Origin of the sequence: Natronomonas pharaonis DSM 2160, from assembly GCF_000026045.1 — an archaeon.
Lineage (GTDB): Archaea > Halobacteriota > Halobacteria > Halobacteriales > Haloarculaceae > Natronomonas > Natronomonas pharaonis.
The window spans coordinates 348,923-366,650 of record NC_007426.1 but is presented as its reverse complement, the minus strand read 5'-3'; the positions used below and the strand labels follow the sequence as shown (position 1 = coordinate 366,650).

The window sequence follows — 17,728 nt, the reverse complement described above, 5'->3', positions numbered from 1 at the left end:
CGGCGATTACCACTCCATGCCGCCGTTGACGGCGATGACCTGACCGGTCATGTAGCTGGAGTCGGGGCTGGCAACAAAGCGGACGATGCCCGAAACGTCCTCCGGGCGCGCAAAGCGGTTCAGCGGAATCCGTCGGAGAATCTTTTCCTGAACCCGTTCGGGGACGGTTTCGAGCATATCGGTTTCGACGAATCCGGGCGCGATACAGTTGGCCGTCGACCCTTCGGAAGCCAGCTCCAGCGCCAGCGTCCGGGTGAAGCCGAACAGCCCGGACTTCGTGGTGGCGTAGTTGGCCTGTCCGTAGTTGCCCTGCTGGCCGACGACCGACGAGATGTTGATGAGCCGGCCGTTCTCGGCGGATTTGATGTCCTCGAAAAAGCAGTGGGTGCAGTTGAACGCCCCGCCGAGGTTGACATCGATAACCCGGTCCCAATCGTTTTTCGTCATGTTCTCGAACTTCTTGTCGATGGTGATGCCGGCGTTGTTGACGAGCACGTCGAGCGGACCGAACTCCGCGGTGACCGTCTCCCGCATCGCTTCGACCTGCTCGTAGTCGGAGATATCCGCCTGAACGGTAATCGCGTTGCCGCCCTCCTCGCGTACCGCTTCAGCAGTTGCCTCGGCGGCCGCCTCGGAGGAGCGATAGTTGATAGCGACATCGGCCCCGTTGCGGCCGAGCTCTTCGGCGACGGCGCGGCCGATTCCCCGCGAACCCCCGGTGACGAGGCAGGTCTGGTCTTCGAGCATATCCACCCTGTCGGTGGGAGCGGCAAAAGAATTGCTGACCGGACTCACTCAAGAGCGTCGTCTATCTGAGACTGGAACTCTTCGACCCACTCGGAGTCGGAGAGTTCATCCATTCGCTCTCGGAGGTGCGGCTTGCAGAGACCGACCTTGACGTGGTCTTTCTCGACGGCGACCGCAGCCTCCTCGTCACAGTAGTGACACTGCATACTCCGGTGTACGTGCCCAAGCCGTTTGAACCCAGCGTTTGCGTCAGACAAATGGCAGACATCAGGCGAACGGAGCCGGCGGTGTCGGCGCTCACAGCGCCGTTCGGAATGTTCGGTAGTCGCGGCCGTCGAGGCCAGCCACACCCAGCGTCTCACCGTGGGCGTCGGTGCCGCCCGTCACGAGCAGGTCGTATCGCTCGATGGCGCGTTCGACCGGTCGATGGTCGACCGCGCGGTCGTACGGGTAGTGTCGTTCGACGGCATCGAGGTCCGCACACAGCGACAGCGCCGCTTCAGTGTCCGCATACCGGTGTGGATGAGCCAGCGAGACGACACCACAGGCTGCATCGAGTACCGAAACCCCCGTCTCGAAGTCGGGGACATCGCGCGCGACATAACAGGGGCGGCCATCGCCGATGAGTTCCTCGAATGCCGCCCCGTAGCTGTAGTCGGAAACCTGTTCGATTGCCGCGGCGATATGCGGACGACCGAGTCCCGCCCGCGGTTCGACGGGCAGCTCGGTGCCGAGTTCCGCCTCGACGCGGTCGATAATGGCTGCGCCGCGTTCCTTCCGGTCGGTCTGGAGCCGGTCGACGAGCGCAGACAGCGCCTCGGTTCGGCGAACGCCGTAGCCGAGCAGGTCGACCCGCTGGTCGTCGGCCTCGACGCGGAGTTCGATGCCGTGGACGACCGTGATGCCGTCTAGCTCTGCGACCGGTGTCCGCATCTCTGGGTGGAGCCGGTCGTGGTCGGTGACAGCGACCGTCGAGAGGCCGGCAGCCTTCGCTGCCTCGGGAATCGCACCGAGTGTCAGGCTCCCATCGGAGTTCTGTGTGTGGACGTGCAGGTCGGCAACGACCATACGACGACTACGGGGCCGACACGCAAAGCCTCCGTGGGTCGCTATCGGAGAGTCACAACAGTTGTCACGGTATAGTATCACACTGTTTGACATCGGATGTATCATACGAAAAGTTCATTAAGGATACTGTACATTCGTGTAGGTATGCGACTACTGGCGAACGTCGAAGAGCGGATTGACGCCCACTCGTATCCAGCCACGACCGAGGAGCTCGTCGAGGAGTACGGCGACCTTGAGCTGGAACTGCCGAACGGCGAGGAGACGTTCGGGGACGCGCTCGGTCGTCTCGGGGAGACGACCTTCGAGGACGCCGAGGACGCCCGGCTGGCGGCGTACTCGGCCGTCTCGAGCAACGCCATCGGACGGCAGAACTACTCGGACCGCGACGCGCCATCCATCGGCGAGAACGGCCCCGAACAGGTTTCCTTCTAACCGCGGCTACTCCGCTCCGTCCCGCCGGAGTTCGGTCGCCGGCGGGCTGTCGGCGACGTCGACGGGGAAACACGCTTCACAGAATGCAGCGCCGAGTTCGGTGAGTCGGATGCTGCCGTAGTCGGTTTTCGGCCGCGTCACCCCCTGTCGCGCCTGTTCGACGTGTGGCTGCGCTTCGAGCACCTGATAGATTTTGAGGTTTTCCACCGGCTCCTCCGAGAGCGTCACGAGGCCGAGCCGGTCGAGGTTCTGGACGTACAGCGGCACCCGTTTGGGGGTTCTGCAGCCGGCGTCGCTCCCGAGTTTCGTGAGCGCCGCGGCAACGAGCCGCGCGTTGAACGGGATGTAGCCGCGCTCGTAGATATCGACGGTCGGCTGTGCGCCGTCGGTTGCTAACAGGCGGAGGATTCTCGCCTCGTCTTCCGCAAGCTGGTCGATGATGGCCCCGAACGCCGGATGAGGGCCTTCCGGACGGCCGAGCGTCGCGGATTTCGAGAGCAGGCGTTCGCCGCGGGCGCGCAGCTGTTCTTCGGTCACCGGCCGGTCGGCGATGAGCGCGTCTTCGTGGGCTTCCAGCCACGCCTGCCGCTCGTCGCCGATATCGACCCCAGAGCGGCGAAGCTCGTCGAGAGCGACGGCGCGGGCCTCAGTGAGGAGCGCAGCCGGGGATTCTGCCGTCGCGGCGGCATATCCCATTCGGGTGCCGGTCCGAAGCCCCGACTCGACCGCGTGGCCGGTCGCCCGCTGTGTCATCGCCGTTACGATGTGTGCGATACGGAAGGCGTTCGTCACCCCCTCAGTCGGCCCCGATTCAGGAAACAGCCGGTCGATGCCGCCCGTCGTGGGGTCTGTGGCCCCGGCGACGAGTCGCTCTATCTGTTCGTTGAGCGTCTCAATGTCCGTCTGCTCCAGCGAGTTCGGGTCTCGAAGGCCGCGTTCGAGCACGCCGAGGACCTCCTCGGCGGCGGTTTCGTCAACTGACGGGACAGCCGCAGCAGCGGTCTCTAACACCGACAGCAACCCATCGAAGTCGACCTCGTTGAGCCGGCCAGCGTCGGCGAGTGCGCCTTCGAGCAGCGAAAGGAATTCCGCGACGGTTTCCGGGTCCGCCCCAGCCGGCGTTGCCACGACGCGTTCGAGGGCGGCAAGCAGCCGCTCCAGCCGGCTCTCGCCGACTCGTTCGCTCTCGACGGCCGTCTCAAGCACCGAAAGGGCGCGTTCGAGGTCCGACGGCGAGGCAGTTGGGGTCGCGCTCGGGCCGTCACCGGACGGCAGGTCGCTATCTCGGCCGTCGTCGGCCGGCGGGCCGCTATTCGGGTGGTCGTCAGGGGGCGGGCTACTGCTCGGGTCGTCGTCGGATGGCTGGTCGTCGGTCATACGGCCGTCACCACCATCAGTTGCAGCCAGCCGGCGACGAACCCGAGAACCGCCCCCAGCAGGATGAGCATCCACTCGTCTTCGACAAAAGCCGGCCGAAGCAACTCGACGAAGTCGGGCGGCGACAGCTCGCGAATGCGTGCTGTCATCAGCTCGCGGATGGCCTCGCTCCGTTCCTCGTTGAATTGGGGGTCCTGCAGCGGCTGTATCGTCCGGTCGATGCCCGCATCGGCGAACGTCTCCCGGAGGCGTTCGTACTGCTGGCTCTCGGAGGTTACCCGAATAATAGGTGCGGCGACGCTTACCGTTCGGTCGACCTCGGGGCGGATAGCCTCACGTATCATCTGTCTGGTGCGGTCCGACTGGCTGCCGTGCAGGAGGTTTTCGGCCACATTGCCGATAGTGACGATTTCGTCGGCGACGATGCTGGCGTAGGTTTCGGCGACCTCCGATTGTCGCTTGATGAACAGCCCTTGCAGGCTGAACGGGCCGAGTCGCCGCTCCCGCTTCGGCAGGAAGATGATTTTCAGCGCTATCCAGTTCGTCATATATCCCACCGCGACGCCACAGGCCGGCAACACCCACCATCTATCGATGTAGACAAACAGCGGCACGGTAAAAACCCCGAGGAACCCCCCGATGAGAAACCCCGAATTGACGATGAACTTCAGCTCCCGGTCGCCGACCTCTAAGAACAGCCGGTTTAGCAGTTCCGGCCGCTCTTCGAGGTGATTCGTTATCATCGCATTGATGTCGAGGAGTTCGTCGATATGCTCGCCGATGCGGTCGGTTATCTCGTCGGCAACGCCCGGGAGCCGCTCTCTGACCCGAGCATACACCAGTTCCCGTGCCGGTTGCGGGGCCGAGGCCCACAGCTGTGGGTACTCCTCTCGGAGTATGTCGTCAGTCAACTGCCGAATCTCGTCGTCGGAGTGGGCGACGATGTGGTTGGTGATGCGTTCGGGGTCGAACGTCTCGTAGAATTCGCGTTCGCTCGCTATCTTGGCAACGCCCTTCTCGGCGGCGATGCTGCCCATCCGCGCCGACCGCGAGGGGATAATTCCTTGCCAGCCGAGCCGCCCCTCGACGACGCCGGGAATCTGCCGTAGCTTCCGCGGCAGTATCGGCGCGAGAGATTTCACGCCCGGCACTCGAACGCCGATGAAAGAGACGGGCTGAAACAGCAGCCGGATGGCGACCCAGTTGGTCACGTAGCCGATAAGCCCCGTGATAAGCGGGATGAGAAGGAGCCGCCACTCGAAGGCATCGGCGGCCGTCGCCACGGTGTCGGCGGCTGTCGCCGCGGTATCGGCGAGCGGGCTCATCGCCGCCCCCGCGTCCGACGTGGGACGCACGCTGCCGGGAGAAAGCGACAACGCGTGGCTGTCGGGCCGATAGGGGCCGTCGCCGTTCCGCTCACGGTTCGTGTTCCTTCGCCTGTTGTAATAAATTCCGTTCCTCCCCGACCGCACGCACCGAGCGGGTGACGCTCTCGGTAGTCATTTGAGTCCATTCAAAAGATAAGAAAGACATTTCGGACCATTCTATCCCATTCTATGGTTATCTCGGAAAGCTATTTATAACCGGGCGTTCATGGTTCTCATATGAGCGACGACAGCTCCCCGTTCACGGCGGTTTTCGAACTGCAGCGTGAAACGATTCAGCAGACCGAAGCGGCACTAGAAGAAGCGGCGTCGATTCCCCGGGATGTCGGCGACGCGCTCAAAAGCGGCACGGACGTTCAGCGGAAGGTCAACGAGCGGGCGCTCGACGCCGTTCGTCAGTCGGTCCACACCTCCCTTGACGCCGCAGAATCAGTCACCGGCAACACCGACCCGGTTGCCGACCTTCGGGACGCCGTCGACGAGACGTTCGACACCCTCAAAGAACAGCAGGCGGAGGCGCTCGACGCCGTCGACGAGGAATACGACGAATTCGGCGAAAGCTACGACGAATTCAGCGAGGAGGCCATCGAGAACCTTTCGGCGCAGCTGGATACGCTCGTCGAGCTCAACGAGGGCGTCGAAGACCAGCTCGGCGAAACGCTCGACGAGCTGCTCGACCAGGTCGACGAACTCCAATCACAGTTCGACGCCAGCGCCGAGGAGGCACGCGAGCAGCTCTCGGAGAGCACCGAGGCCGCCCTCGACCAACTCGAAGCCCAGCTCGACGGGCTCGCCGACCAGTTCGAGGCGCAAGCCGAGCGCTTCGAGGAGCTGGAGGATAGAATCGAGGATGTCAGTCTCGAAGACGACGACGAAGAGTAGGCCGCGCTCTCTACTTGGTGGTTAATCGACCCGGATTGCTATGTTACGAAGACGGCGTCGCCTCCGTCAGGCCCCGGGCACGCCGAACGCACCGATGCCGAGGTTCAACACGCCGTTCAGCACGGCAAGGATGACGAGCGCCGAAAGCCACGCGACGATACCGATGAGCGCGGCGGCTTTCCAGCCGCCCGGATAGCGCCAGTTGATGACGCCGACCCACACGATGAGCGCCAAGAGCGTCCCGATGAGCGGTATCCACGCGAAAAGCGCCCACCCGACTGCGCCGATAAACGCCGTCACGACGGCGTGGCTGTAGTCCTGTACGTCGACGGTGAGGCTGGCGCTGACGAAAATCGCCAGCCCGCCGACAAGCAGCGCGACAACGAACGCGACGAGCGAGCCAATGATACCCATGCGATGGCGTTCGCCCGTGAGCAACCTATATCCGTCGGCCGCTATGCTTCGAGCATCGAGCGGAGTATCTCGGGAGCCGCATCGAGCGCCTCGTCGAGGCTGTCGACATCGGGGCCACCGCCCTGTGCGAAGTCCGGCGGGCCGCCGCCACCGCCGCCGACGCGGTCTGCGAGTTCGCCGACGACTGCGCCGGCGTTGATATCGACATTGTCCGGAACAGCGACAACGAACGTCGCGCTGTCGTCGCCACTGCCGAGGACGGCGACAGTGCCGTCTTCGACGAGCGCGTTCGCAGTCGCCCGCAGGTCGTCCATGTCGCCGTCGACCCGCTGGACGACCGCTGTCGTCCCGCCGAGGTCGACCTCCTCGCCGCCGTCGCCGCCGTGGGCTCTGGCCTCCGCAAGCTGTTCTTTCAGCTCCTCGATGCGCTTGCCACGGTCCTTCCACTCCTCGAAGAACCGCTCGGCCGTGGCGGGGACCTCCTGTGGTGAGACATCGAGTACCTCAGCGGTGTCATAGAGGGCATCCTCGGTCCGCTGGGTCGCCTCAATGGCGGCGTCGCCGGCCGCAAACACCAAGCGCTCGACGCCGTCTTGGACGCGCTCTGTCGAGAGAATCTTGATGGTACCGATATCTCCCGTCTGCAGGACGTGTGTGCCGGCACAGGCTTGTACGTCCTCGCCGACCTGAATCAGCCGGAGTGTCTCCCCCGGCGGGATACCGCCCTGATAGATATCGAAGCCGTAGTCGGCTTCGGCTTCATTTCGCTTTGGCCACTCCTGTTTGACCGGCAGGTTGTCGGTTACGATGTTGTTCGCGACCCGTTCAATGCGTTTTACCTCCTCACGGGAGATGCGCTCGTAGTGGCGGATGTCGAACCGCGCCGATTCGACGCCTTTCTGTGCGCCGGCCTGCCGGACGTGGTCGCCGAGCACCTGCCGTGCGGCGTGGCCAACGATATGGGTCGCGGTGTGGTGTTGCATCAGCCGGCGGCGGCGAACGCCGTCTATCTGGCCGCGGACGAACTCGCCTTTACCGGGGGCCTCGTCGGTCCGGTGGAGAACGACGCCGTTGGTCTCTTGGACATCGGTGACCTCCGCGGCCACGTCGTCGGTCGATAGCGTTCCGGTGTCGGCCGGCTGACCGCCGCCCTCGGGGTAAAACATCGTCTGGTCGAGCGCGACATCGTAGACCGTCTCGCCGTCGGCGTCGCGTTCGATGACATCGAGGACGACCGCCTCGAAGTCGGTCCGCTCCGGCTCCTCGTAGTAGAGTTTCTCCGTCTCCGGAAGGTCGGCAATGCGGTCGTCGTCGCCGGCGAGCGTGCCGTCGTCGGCGTCGGCGTCAGCCTCGCCGTGCCGCTCGGCCACAAGCGAGTAGAAGTCGTCCGGAATCTCGACATCGGCACCGTGGTCGGCGGCGATTTCCTCGACGGTCTCGGGCTGGATGCCGCGGCTGTCGTAGAGTTCGATGACCTCATCAAGCGGAATCGGGTCGCCCTTTTGGGCGTACTCCTCGGCGAGCCGTTCGACGTGTCGCCGGCCCCGTTCGAGCGTTTCGCGGTACTTTTCGACCTCGGTGCGGACGATATCGCGGACGGTATCGCGGTTCTCGTAGTCGAGCCGCTCGGCCTGCATGTCGACGAGTTCGTCGAGCGGCGCATCGACGCCGACGCCGTCGGCAAGCCGCTTGGTCCGCCGCAGGACCATCCGGGCGAGATAGCCAGTGCCGACGTTGGAGGGGACGATGCCGTCGCCGAGCATGTACGCCAGCGTTCGGCAGTGGTCCGCGATGGCGTAGATGTCTTCGAGCGGCTCGACGAGCGCACGGAGTTCGTCGGTTTCGACGCCGAGTTCGTCGGCGATGTCGTCGCGGGCGGCCTCCACGTCGTCGACATCGTCGATGTCGAGCTTGCCGGAGAGCCGCGCGGCCCGGTTGACAAGCGACTCCTCGCGGTCGCTGTAGTCGAGGCCGGCGTTGTCTTTCAGGAAGGATATCATCTCGGGGTAGACCGCCTCGTAGACGGTCGGTGTCCCCTGTGACATCCACGTCCAGCGTTCGAGCCCGTAGCCGGTGTCGACGACGTAGGTATCCATATACGAATACCGGTTGCCGTCCTTGAGTTCGTAGTCGCCGTCGGGGTCTTGCTCCATGCACATGAAGACCAGCGTCGCCAGCTCCAGCCCCCGGTAGATGACCTCGATTGCCGGGCCGGCGTTGCCGCCGCCGACCCACGGGTCCTCAATGTAGGTGACGTCCTCGATGTCGGCGCCGAGTTCATCGAGCAGTTGGTCGCAGTAGGCGACCGTCTCGCTCTTCCAGTAGACCTCGCCCTCGTAGGCATACTGGTCCGGGTCGTCGATGTCCTCACGGGCGTTGAACGCGTGGTGGGCCATCATCTCGAAGGCCATCGTGTGTCGGCCGGTCTTGCCCACGTTGTCGATGTCCTGCATCCGGATGCAGGGCTGAGAGATCGTCAGCGGGTTGGCCGGCGGCGGCGTCTCCCCGGAGGTGACAAGCGGCTGGAAGTCATAAATCGACGCCTGCGTCAGCAGGACATCGTCACGCCAGCGGTTGGCCGCGACCGGATACGGCTCGATGCGCTCGTGGTCGTGGTCTTCGAAAAACGAGAGAAACGCCTCTCGCATCTCTTCGAGGCTGTACTCGGTGTCGAAGCCCGGGTCGCCGATGAAATCGTAGTCGGCACACGGCGGCTCCCCACAGATGTCCCGCTCGCTGTCGCGCGTCCAGAAGTGCGCCCCACAGGAGGGACACTCTTTCCGTTCGAATCCCTCCTCGTGGAAATAGTCGAGCTGGTACTCCTCGTCGAGGTCGCTCATTACACCCCGTTTGGCCCGTGACTGGCTAAAGGGTTTTCGAGTGGCCCGAATTCCGAGAGACAGCACAGAGCAGCGCTCTGCGGGCCATAGGAGACAGGTTCGGCTACCCGTCGTCGGTCAGGTCACGGACATCGTCGACTGTCGGCTCCTCAGGGAGCGACTCGATGCAGTCGAAACACAGGAAGAACGCCGACCCGTCGGCGAACTCCAGCGTCATCCCGCCGGTCCCGGATGGGTCGGACGACCAGATACCGGAAATACCGCCGCCTATCTGGACATCCTCGCCGCAGGCTTCACAGGGGTCGCTTGCCATGCGGCGATAGTACAGACCGCACGGACAAAAGCCGCCGGACTAGACGGGCGGGTTCACCGCCAGCCCATCCGCGACGGCAAGCAGCGCCGCGAGCGAACCAGCCCCGAGCGCAAGCCAGGCGGGAGCGTCGGCGTACTGGCCGACAGCCCACGCCGCAAGCAGGACCAGCGGAATCGTCGCAAGCAGGAGGTCATACCGTGAGAGCTCCGCCGGGTCGATTAGCCGCAGTTCGTCCGGATGTTTCGGACGGGCGATGCGAGGGATGTCACCGAATACGAGGTGGAGGCTCCACCCTCAAGGAGCGCCGGGCTTCCGGCCTCGGCGGAAGCACAAGCGAGTAGGGTGGGGAGGACAGCGAGGGATCGAAGATCCCTCGGGCCGTGCGAACGGGCCGCAGGCCCGTGAGCAGAAGCCGACACGGTACTGACCAGCCACCAGATTGTCGCCTGCCAACTCCCAATCATTAAGTAACTACAAGCGCATATGTGAAAAGACAGTGGAATACCGTCGTACCGCCGTTATCAAGCTCGACACACCCGAAGGCGCAGATACGCACCTTCGAGAGACTGTCGAGCAATTCAAATACTGCGCCAACACCGCGAGTGAGTGGTGCTGGCACGGCGATGACGGCTACCACGTCACTTCGAAAGCGAAGGCCGAACGCGCCCTCTACGACCAGCTACGTGAGGACACGGAGCTGACCGCAAATCTTGTCCAGAAGGGGATTCGCCAAGCCGTCGAATCCGTCAAAAGCGGCGTCGAACGTCTCAAAAACGACCCAGATACGTCTCGTCCGACGTTCACGGCGGATACTGCCGTCTACGACAAGCGAAGCGCAACGTTCCATCGTGACCACGCTTCGCTCTCAACACCGGACGGACGGATTGAGTGCGACTACATTCTACCTGACGATGCCGATACACCGCCGACAAAGTACGTCACAGACGAAGACTACGAGTTTCGGCGGGCGACACTCCATCGGCGTGACAGCGACTGGTATCTCCATGCGTCGATGCTCAAAGAGGACGACGACACCGAACCCACTACCGGGCACAGCACAGTCCTCGGTGTGGACCTCGGTGTGAACCAACTCGCGGTGGCTTCGACCGGACGGTTCTGGTCGGCAGACGAGTTCAACCACTGGAAGCGAGAGTACGAGAAACGGCGTGGCGACCTCCAACAGTGCGGAACGCGAGCGGCACACGACGCGATAGCAGGCGTCGAGCGCAAGGAGGACGGACGCTTCGAGATATTCCTGCATCGTGTTGCCAACGAGATCGTCGCAGAAGCAGTCGAACACGACTGTTCGCATATCGTGTTCGAGGATCTGACCGACATTCGTGAGAACGTCCCAGAAGCATCGTGGCACCATCTGTGGGCGTTCCGTCGCCTCTACGAGTACGTCGAATACAAAGCCAGAGAGCAGGGCGTCAAAGTCGTGCAAGTGGACCCACGGAACACGTCAAAACGGTGTTCGACCTGTGGGTTTACCCACGATGATAACCGCCACGGCGAAGACTTCGAATGTCAGGATTGTGGCTACCAGAACCACGCCGACTACAACGCTTCCAAGAACATCGGCTTGCAGTATCTCCGGCGTCGGCAAAACGCAGACGACGGAGGCGCACCCGTAGACGTGCGCTTGAATCGCGGGACACTGAACGTGAGTGGAGAGTACGATCTTCCCGCCTCTTCCGAGGCGTAGAACGGGAGTCCACGCGAAAGCCCCACCCTCAACGAGCGAGCGGGGCCATAGCCCCCGAGCGAAGTAGGGTAGGGTGGTTTACTGCTGGGCTGTCGCTCCGACACGATTCACCACCTCCAGTCGAAACAAACGGTTGAGTGCGACTAAAATTTTTCGTCGTTAGGTATTTTAATTATATTTGTAACTTATGCGTTGGATATTCAATGGTAAATGAAAGCGTTAGTGTGACGTTAGTGAGGGTTTGTCAGCGACACCGTCGCAATCCGGGGGGCCAAAGCAGGGCGAGGTTTCGGGGTACGTACTTGAGGCTAGGGGACGTAGCGTAGGGTATGCGCGTGCTCGTTGCGGGAGCGACCGGGTTCGTCGGCAGCCGGCTGGTTGCGTCGCTTGTCGACCACGGCCACGATGTCGTTGCGTTGACCCGCGATGCCGAACGCTACGACAAACCGGAAGGTGTCGACGTTGTCGAGGGGGACCTGCTGGACCCGCCGCTGGAGCTCCCCTCGGCCGATGCCGCCTACTACCTCGTTCACTCGATGGGTGCCGGCGGTGATTTCGCGGCCCGCGACCGTCGGGCGGCCACAAGCTTCGCCGAGGCGGCCGAACAAGCGGGTATCGGCCGGGTAATATATCTCGGGGGGTTGGGTGACGAGGGGGACGACCTCTCGGAGCATCTCCGCTCTCGCCGCGAGGTAGAGCAGGTGCTCGGCGAACGGGCGTTCGAGCTGACGACGCTCCGGGCGGCAGTCATCGTGGGCAGCGGGTCGGCAAGCTTTGAACTCATCCGCCAGTTGGCCGACCGGCTCCCGGTGATGGTGACACCGCGGTGGGTGCGAACCGACTGTCAGCCGATATACATCGACGATGTCGTCGCCTATCTGGTCGGCGTACTCGAAGCGCCAGCGACGGCCGGCGAGACGTTCGAAATCGGCGGACCGAAGGTGTTGACCTACGAGGATATGCTTCGGACGGTCGCCGCACAGCAGGGCCACCGGCTCAGAATCGTCCCAGTACCGGTTCTGTCGCCGTGGCTGTCGGCCCACTGGCTCAGACTCTTTACCGACGTGCCGGCCGGGGTTGCCCGGCCGCTCGTGGCTGGACTCCGCAACGCGGTGACAGTCTCGGAGCGTCGTATCGACGAGCACGTCGAGGTAGAGTTGACGCCGTTCGACGAAGCCGTACAGCGGGCGCTGGCCGACGGCGAGTCCGGGGGCGCCTGATGCCCGAGTACGGCGAAACATGGACCTACGAGAGCATCGTCGGCGCGGTTCCCGGCATCGATGTGCCGCCCCGAGCAGCGATAGCCATTCAAATCGCCGTCTTCGAGGGGGCGGTGCTGCTGCTCGCGTGGTACTACGGCCTCTGGAGCGCCGCCGTCGCCGGTACCGTTGCGGTCGCGGTCGCCGCTCTCGGCAGCGCTGAGATGCTCCGAATCGGCGCTGCCGTGCGCCGGACCGACCCGCCGGCCGCCTACCGACGGCTCCTGTTCGGCACCAGCATCGAGGTCGTGCTTTCGGTGCTCGCCTTCGTTGCGCTTGTCACGTATCTGGTCCGGCTATCGCCGGGGTCGTCGCTTGCGACCGTTTTCGGTCCCGAAGCGCCGCTGCCGGTCGTCTATCTGACGCTGCTCGTGCTGTGGGACCTCTGTTACCGCATCGGGACCGGTTGGTGGGCGTCGCTCGTCGGACTGTGGCGGTCGGCACGGTATCGCTTCAGCCCGGCTGCTGCAGGGCAGTTCCGGCGTATCGACGCCGAGACCATCCTCTTTGGGTTTGCACAGCTACTGCTGGTTCCGTTTGTCACCGAGTACCCGCTGTTGGTCGCTGCGCTCGTCGGCCACGTGCTGGCAGTGACAGTGGTCTCAGGAAGTTCGATACTGCTGTTGTGGCGCCGAGAACACGTTACTGCATCTGCTTGAACTGGTCGAGAAGTTCCTCCGCGGAGTCGCCAGCCTCGTATTCGATTTCCCCTTCGTAGTTGGTCCGCTCGTCGTCGAACGCGGCGTCGACGGTTGCCGCCTTCTTTTCGCGACGCTCGTGTTCGTCCTCGTCATAGGCACCCATTGACATAGTGTACCAGAACCTTGTGGGTTGTTGACTATGAATGTGTCGGGTGGCTCACCGGCGTCGGCTGCCGGCCACACGGCGGTCGAGCAGCCGGTGGCCGAGGGGAACGGCCCCAGCTGAAACCGAAACCGTCCGAAGCGAAATCGGTAAACGCACACACGACGAAGGGAAGACGTGGCAGGTCCCCTCCGCTTTCGCCGCTCGAACGCCGACTGGACGCGCAACCGCGTCCGAGAGGCGCTACTCGCACCGCTGGAGGACCGCTTCGGCGCACGCCTCTCGGAGCCGTGGTTCGCCGTCGGCGACGACCGGTACGACGCCGTCCGGTTAGAGATGGACAACGGCGACATCGCGCTGTTTTGCTTTCGACCGGGACGGGCCTACTGGCTCGGGAACACCGAGACACCCGAGCCGCTGTGGCGAACGAACAAGGAAACGTTCAGCGAGGCCCCGGACCCCGTCTCACGATGGGCACAGCGCGAGCTTACCGCCCGCATCGAAGTCACGGACCCGTGGCTGGCCGACTACGAGCATCTCACGTGGTTTTTCCTCCCGGTCTTTTGTTCGAAGGACGGCCGGGAGACAACCCGACGGTTCTTCGCCGAGGACGCCGCCGGCTTCCCCGATGCGGACGCCGATGCGGGGCTGTCGTTCTACGAATCACTGCTCGAAAGCGGCCGCCTCGACGACGACCGCTACACGATGGCCGCGAAACTCGGCACCTCAGCCGGCTACGATGTGACCCGGATGCGCGCGACGATGAGTGAGTTCACCGTCGCAAAGCTGTTTGTCGACGCCGGCCTCGATTTCGACCCCGAGGTCGAACAGGAGAGCGGTCACGCCCTCGATTTCGCCGTCGACGGCCGACTCGTGGAGGTCACTCGCCCCGAGCCGCCGGCCCGTCGGACGCACGCCGACCATCCGGTCGCCGCTGTCGAAGAGACAGGGCGTGCAAAGCGCTCTGAGCAGCTTGCGGCACACCCCGAGGCGGCGCTTTTCGTCGACTGTACCTCGTTTACCGATGCTGAATGGTCGGCCGTCGCCGCCGAGCGCCCGACCGTCGGCCACGAGCCGACTGTTGTGTTCCGCGCTCGGCCGAGCGGTCACATCGAAGGCTATCGGCACGGGACCCTCCCGTTCGACCTCGACGGTGCGCTGTCGACCGCCTGAGAATCAATATTTGCCGCATCCGTGCGCCGCCGAGTCGGAACCGCTAACAGCCACGGTTACACACACCGACACAATGAGACTGCCCGAGACACAACTCGCGCTGCTTGAAGCCGCCAGCGCGACGGAGACGAAGACGGTCGCACAGCTCGCCGAGGCGCTCGGCGAGGACCCGGCGGCGGTGACGCGGGCCGCCTTCGAACTCGAAACGGAGGGCCTCGTCGCCGTCGAGGAACACGTCGCCGAAGAGGTGGCGGTCACCGAAGAGGGCGACCGCTACCGCGATGACGGGCTGCCCGAGGTCCGCCTCTACCGGGCGGCCGTCGACGCCGGTGCGGACGAAGAACCGGTTGAGCTCGGCCGGCTGCTCGGGTCGGCCGCCCTCGATGGTCCCGAGGTTGATATCGCCCTCTCCAACTTCGCGCGCAAGGGGTACGGACACATCGACTCCGGCAAGGTCGACGCCGCCCCTGACCCGACCCACGACCCGAACGCCGACCCCGAGGCCGAGGCGCTGGACGCCATCGCCAACGACAACGCCGGCTACCTCGACGCCGAGGTGCTCGACCGGCTCGAATCCCGCGGCCTCATCGAGCGGACAGAGACGACCGTCCGCAGCGTTACGCTCACCGACGACGGCGTGACGGCACTGATGGAAGGCATCGAAACCGCCGAGACGGTCGGCGCGGTCACGCCGGAGTTGCTCGCCTCCGGGGAGTGGGAAGACGTGGAGTTCGCAGAATACAACGTCGAGGCCGACGCCGAGCCGGTCAACGGCGGCAAGGAGCATATCCTGCGCCAGACGGCAAACCGCGTCAAGGACGTGTTGGTGGGGATGGGCTTTCAGGAGATGGAAGGCCCCCACGCCGACGCCGACTTCTGGATTAACGACTGTCTCTTCATGCCGCAGGACCATCCGGCCCGGACCCACTGGGACCGCTTTGCGCTGGACGTGCCGGGGATGGACGAACTACCAGCGGACCTCGTCGAGCGGGTCGAGGACGCCCACCGAAACGGCGTCGGCTCCGAAGGCGACGGCTATCACTCGCCGTGGGACGAGGACTTCGCCCGCGCGGTCGCGCTCCGGGGCCACACCACCTCGCTCTCGATGCGGTATCTCTCGGGCCACGCCGTCGGCGACCTCGAGCCTCCACAGCGGTATTTCAGCGTCGAGAAGGTCTACCGCAACGACACGCTCGACCCGACGCACCTGCTGGAGTTCTACCAGATTGAAGGGTGGGTAATGGCCGAAGACCTCTCGGTCCGGGACCTGATGGGGACGTTCACCGAGTTCTACGAGCAGTTCGGCATCACCGACCTGCAGTTCAAGCCGCACTACAACCCCTACACCGAGCCGAGCTTCGAGCTGTTCGGCGAACACCCCGAGACCGGCGAGCTCATCGAAATCGGGAACTCCGGTATCTTCCGCGAGGAGGTGCTGTCGCCGCTCGGCGTCGACTGTGACGTGATGGCGTGGGGGCTGGCACTGGAGCGACTCCTGATGCTTATGTACGGCTTCGAGGATATCAGAGACGTACACGGGACGCTCTGTGACCTTGAGCTGCTGCGGGACGTGGAGGTGGTCCAATAATGCCCGTCGTCGAAGTCGACCCCGACGAACTGCGCTCGCTTGCGGCCATCGAGGACAAGTCCGACGACGAACTAAAGGACGACCTCTTTGCGCTCGGCCTGGAGTTCGAGGGCGAAAGCGACGACGGCGACTTCGAACTCGAGTTCGCCCCCGACCGGCTGGACCGGCTCTCTGTGGAGGGCATCGCCCGCTCGCTGCGCTACCAGTACGGCCACGACCGGGGCATCGATGTGCCGAAGACCAACGATGCCGAATGGACAATCACCGTCGACGAGTCGGTGCCGGAAGCGCGGCCCTACGTGACCGGTGCGGTCGTTCGTGGACTCGACCTCGATGACACGCAGTTGGACTCGCTCATCCAGCTACAGGAGAAGCTCCACGCGACGATGGGCCGCAACCGGGCGAAGGGTGCCATCGGCGTCCACGACCTCACGATGCTCAAAGGCGGCGGCGCTCGGAGCGACGGCAAGCCGTCCAAATCCATCACCTACCGCGGCGTCGACCCCGACGGCGACCGGTTCGTCCCGCTTGACGACGATGCGGAGCGGACGCCCGCCGAGGTGCTCGATGCCCACCCGACCGGCGAGACCTATGGGCACCTCGTCGACGGACTCGACCGCTTCCCGGCCATCTACGACGATATCGGCCTGTTCTCCTTCCCGCCAGTCATCAACGGCAGCCGAACCGAGGTCGATACCGGGACCCGCGACCTGTTCATCGAACTGACCGGGACCGACCAGTGGACCATCGACCGGATGCTCGCCATCATCTGCTATGCGCTCTCGGCCCGTGGTGGCCGCATCGAATCCGTCGCGGTCGACTACGGCGACCGAACACTGACGCGGCCGGACCTCTCGACGACGACGAAGACGGTGAGCCACGACCGAATCGAGACGACACTCGGTGTCGACCTCGCCGGCACGGATGTCGTCGACCTCCTCGAACGGTCGGGGCTTGATGCCGAAGCCGACACGGAGGGCGAACTCACCTACGAAGTGGAGATTCCCGCCTATCGCGTGGACGTGCTCCACCCGGCCGACATCGTGGATGACGTCGGCCGAGCGTTCGGATTCAACGAACTCGAACCGCAGTATCCAGATGTGTCGACGGTCGGCGGCCGCCACGACCGCTCGCGACTCGAAGACGCCGTCCGGAACACGCTCGTCGGGCTGGGCTTCGAGGACCTCCTGAACTTCTATATGACAAGCGAGACGGAGCTGTTCGACCGGATGTCGCTGTCGCCCGACGACAACGCCGTCGGCGCACGCGAGCCGCCGACGATTACCGAGCCGTACAGCGAGGACTACACCGTCGTCAGGACGTGGGCGCTGCCGTCGCTGCTGATGGTACTGGAGAACAACACCCACCGCGCCTATCCACAGGACCTCGCGGAAATCGGTCTCGTCGCGGGCGTCGACGAGTCCAAACCGACCAACGTCGCCGAACACCGCTCGGTAGCCGGCGTCGTCGCGCGCACCGACGCCTCGTACGAAGACGCGAAGGCGCGGCTACAGGCTATCGGTTCGGCGTTCGGCGTCGACATCAAGACGCCACCGACCGACCATCCGTCATTTATTGACGGTCGGACCGCCGCCGTCGTCATCGACGGCGAACCGGCCGGCGTTATCGGCGAACTCCACCCCCGCGTGCTCGTCGAGCACGACCTCGAAGTGCCTGTCGCCGGCTTCGAGTTCCGGCTGGACGCGCTGGCTGACTGACGCGGAGCGCCAGCCGGGGAGTT

The 17,728-nt window shown here is 64.2% G+C and carries 17 protein-coding genes; 8 read left to right on the top strand and 9 right to left on the bottom strand.

Going from position 1 to position 17,728, the window contains the following annotated elements; translation table 11 throughout:
* Positions 1–6: 6 nt before the first annotated feature.
* From fabG to NP_RS01830, 3 genes are all read right to left on the bottom strand, one after another.
* Positions 7–747: a 3-oxoacyl-[acyl-carrier-protein] reductase gene (gene fabG, locus NP_RS01835; RefSeq protein WP_011322090.1), complete on the bottom strand. Its 741-nt coding sequence runs from the start codon at positions 745–747 to the stop codon at positions 7–9.
* A 44-nt stretch (positions 748–791) separates the two neighbouring features.
* Positions 792–953 carry a DUF6757 family protein gene (locus NP_RS14705; protein WP_011322089.1) on the bottom strand — a complete coding sequence of 54 codons (162 nt, stop codon included), beginning with the start codon at positions 951–953 and terminating at the stop codon, positions 792–794.
* A 91-nt stretch (positions 954–1,044) separates the two neighbouring features.
* Positions 1,045–1,815, bottom strand: a complete 771-nt coding sequence (locus tag NP_RS01830) for a PHP domain-containing protein (protein WP_011322088.1) — start codon at positions 1,813–1,815, stop codon at positions 1,045–1,047.
* 144 nt (positions 1,816–1,959) lie between these two features.
* Between NP_RS01830 and NP_RS01825 the strand changes: the two genes are divergently transcribed.
* The gene (locus NP_RS01825; protein ID WP_049939436.1) at positions 1,960–2,247 is read left to right on the top strand and encodes a DUF5789 family protein; all 288 of its coding nucleotides are present in this window, start codon (positions 1,960–1,962) and stop codon (positions 2,245–2,247) included.
* 6 nt (positions 2,248–2,253) lie between these two features.
* Here the strand turns inward: NP_RS01825 and NP_RS01820 are convergent, their stop codons facing one another.
* Together NP_RS01820 and NP_RS01815 are read right to left on the bottom strand one after the other, a co-directional pair.
* Entirely contained in the window at positions 2,254–3,624 is a 1,371-nt protein-coding gene (locus NP_RS01820; protein ID WP_011322086.1) for a DUF4393 domain-containing protein, read from the bottom strand.
* A complete protein-coding gene (locus NP_RS01815; RefSeq protein WP_011322085.1) occupies positions 3,621–4,949 on the bottom strand; it encodes a DUF445 domain-containing protein in 1,329 nt (442 codons plus the stop codon). Before NP_RS01815 ends, NP_RS01820 begins: the two co-directional genes overlap by 4 nt.
* Positions 4,950–5,228: 279 nt before the next feature.
* On the opposite strand from NP_RS01815, the gene NP_RS01810 reads away from it, so the two are divergent.
* Positions 5,229–5,891, top strand: a complete 663-nt coding sequence (locus tag NP_RS01810; protein WP_011322084.1) for a transducer protein — start codon at positions 5,229–5,231, stop codon at positions 5,889–5,891.
* Positions 5,892–5,957: 66 nt separating this feature from the next.
* On the opposite strand, the gene NP_RS01805 is transcribed toward NP_RS01810, so the two are convergent.
* From NP_RS01805 to NP_RS01795, 3 genes are all read right to left on the bottom strand, one after another.
* Positions 5,958–6,305 carry a hypothetical protein gene (locus NP_RS01805; RefSeq protein ID WP_011322083.1) on the bottom strand — a complete coding sequence of 116 codons (348 nt, stop codon included), beginning with the start codon at positions 6,303–6,305 and terminating at the stop codon, positions 5,958–5,960.
* A gap of 41 nt (positions 6,306–6,346) precedes the next feature.
* Positions 6,347–9,145, bottom strand: a complete 2,799-nt coding sequence (alaS, locus tag NP_RS01800) for an alanine--tRNA ligase (RefSeq protein WP_011322082.1) — start codon at positions 9,143–9,145, stop codon at positions 6,347–6,349.
* A gap of 103 nt (positions 9,146–9,248) precedes the next feature.
* A complete protein-coding gene (locus NP_RS01795; RefSeq protein ID WP_011322081.1) occupies positions 9,249–9,458 on the bottom strand; it encodes a DUF7561 family protein in 210 nt (69 codons plus the stop codon).
* 496 nt (positions 9,459–9,954) lie between these two features.
* Here NP_RS01795 and NP_RS01790 point away from each other — a divergent pair, with 496 nt between their 5' ends.
* The 3 genes from NP_RS01790 to NP_RS01780 all read left to right on the top strand — a co-directional run bounded on the left by NP_RS01790 (position 9,955) and on the right by NP_RS01780 (position 13,081).
* On the top strand, positions 9,955–11,163 hold the full coding sequence (locus tag NP_RS01790; protein WP_011322080.1) for an RNA-guided endonuclease InsQ/TnpB family protein: 1,209 nt from the start codon (positions 9,955–9,957) through the stop codon (positions 11,161–11,163).
* 329 nt (positions 11,164–11,492) lie between these two features.
* Entirely contained in the window at positions 11,493–12,383 is an 891-nt protein-coding gene (locus NP_RS01785; RefSeq protein ID WP_011322079.1) for an NAD(P)H-binding protein, read from the top strand.
* Positions 12,383–13,081, top strand: a complete 699-nt coding sequence (locus tag NP_RS01780) for a DUF7530 family protein (protein ID WP_011322078.1) — start codon at positions 12,383–12,385, stop codon at positions 13,079–13,081. The genes NP_RS01785 and NP_RS01780 overlap by 1 nt, the downstream gene beginning before the upstream one ends.
* Here NP_RS01780 and NP_RS14700 read toward each other — a convergent pair.
* Positions 13,065–13,232 (bottom strand): DUF5786 family protein, encoded by a 168-nt coding sequence (locus NP_RS14700; protein ID WP_011322077.1) that lies wholly within the window; start codon positions 13,230–13,232, stop codon positions 13,065–13,067. The two genes, NP_RS01780 and NP_RS14700, sit on opposite strands and share 17 nt — an antisense overlap.
* A 171-nt stretch (positions 13,233–13,403) precedes the next feature.
* Between NP_RS14700 and NP_RS01775 the strand changes: the two genes are divergently transcribed.
* The 3 genes from NP_RS01775 to pheT all read left to right on the top strand — a co-directional run bounded on the left by NP_RS01775 (position 13,404) and on the right by pheT (position 17,705).
* Positions 13,404–14,399 carry a DUF5784 family protein gene (locus tag NP_RS01775; protein WP_011322076.1) on the top strand — a complete coding sequence of 332 codons (996 nt, stop codon included), beginning with the start codon at positions 13,404–13,406 and terminating at the stop codon, positions 14,397–14,399.
* A 73-nt stretch (positions 14,400–14,472) separates the two neighbouring features.
* Positions 14,473–15,987, top strand: coding sequence for a phenylalanine--tRNA ligase subunit alpha (pheS, locus tag NP_RS01770; protein ID WP_011322075.1), 1,515 nt, complete (start codon positions 14,473–14,475; stop codon positions 15,985–15,987).
* A complete protein-coding gene (gene pheT / locus NP_RS01765; protein ID WP_011322074.1) occupies positions 15,987–17,705 on the top strand; it encodes a phenylalanine--tRNA ligase subunit beta in 1,719 nt (572 codons plus the stop codon). Before pheS ends, pheT begins: the two co-directional genes overlap by 1 nt.
* Positions 17,706–17,728: the final 23 nt, after the last annotated feature.

Coding starts and splice junctions, on each gene's coding strand:
- fabG (WP_011322090.1), bottom strand. CDS start 747: ATGCTCGAAGACCAGACCTGCCTCGTCACCGGGGGTTCGCGGGGAATC.
- NP_RS14705 (WP_011322089.1), bottom strand. CDS start 953: ATGCAGTGTCACTACTGTGACGAGGAGGCTGCGGTCGCCGTCGAGAAA.
- NP_RS01830 (WP_011322088.1), bottom strand. CDS start 1,815: ATGGTCGTTGCCGACCTGCACGTCCACACACAGAACTCCGATGGGAGC.
- NP_RS01825 (WP_049939436.1), top strand. CDS start 1,960: ATGCGACTACTGGCGAACGTCGAAGAGCGGATTGACGCCCACTCGTAT.
- NP_RS01820 (WP_011322086.1), bottom strand. CDS start 3,624: ATGACCGACGACCAGCCATCCGACGACGACCCGAGCAGTAGCCCGCCC.
- NP_RS01815 (WP_011322085.1), bottom strand. CDS start 4,949: ATGAGCCCGCTCGCCGATACCGCGGCGACAGCCGCCGACACCGTGGCG.
- NP_RS01810 (WP_011322084.1), top strand. CDS start 5,229: ATGAGCGACGACAGCTCCCCGTTCACGGCGGTTTTCGAACTGCAGCGT.
- NP_RS01805 (WP_011322083.1), bottom strand. CDS start 6,305: ATGGGTATCATTGGCTCGCTCGTCGCGTTCGTTGTCGCGCTGCTTGTC.
- alaS (WP_011322082.1), bottom strand. CDS start 9,145: ATGAGCGACCTCGACGAGGAGTACCAGCTCGACTATTTCCACGAGGAG.
- NP_RS01795 (WP_011322081.1), bottom strand. CDS start 9,458: ATGGCAAGCGACCCCTGTGAAGCCTGCGGCGAGGATGTCCAGATAGGC.
- NP_RS01785 (WP_011322079.1), top strand. CDS start 11,493: ATGCGCGTGCTCGTTGCGGGAGCGACCGGGTTCGTCGGCAGCCGGCTG.
- NP_RS01780 (WP_011322078.1), top strand. CDS start 12,383: ATGCCCGAGTACGGCGAAACATGGACCTACGAGAGCATCGTCGGCGCG.
- NP_RS14700 (WP_011322077.1), bottom strand. CDS start 13,232: ATGTCAATGGGTGCCTATGACGAGGACGAACACGAGCGTCGCGAAAAG.
- pheS (WP_011322075.1), top strand. CDS start 14,473: ATGAGACTGCCCGAGACACAACTCGCGCTGCTTGAAGCCGCCAGCGCG.
- pheT (WP_011322074.1), top strand. CDS start 15,987: ATGCCCGTCGTCGAAGTCGACCCCGACGAACTGCGCTCGCTTGCGGCC.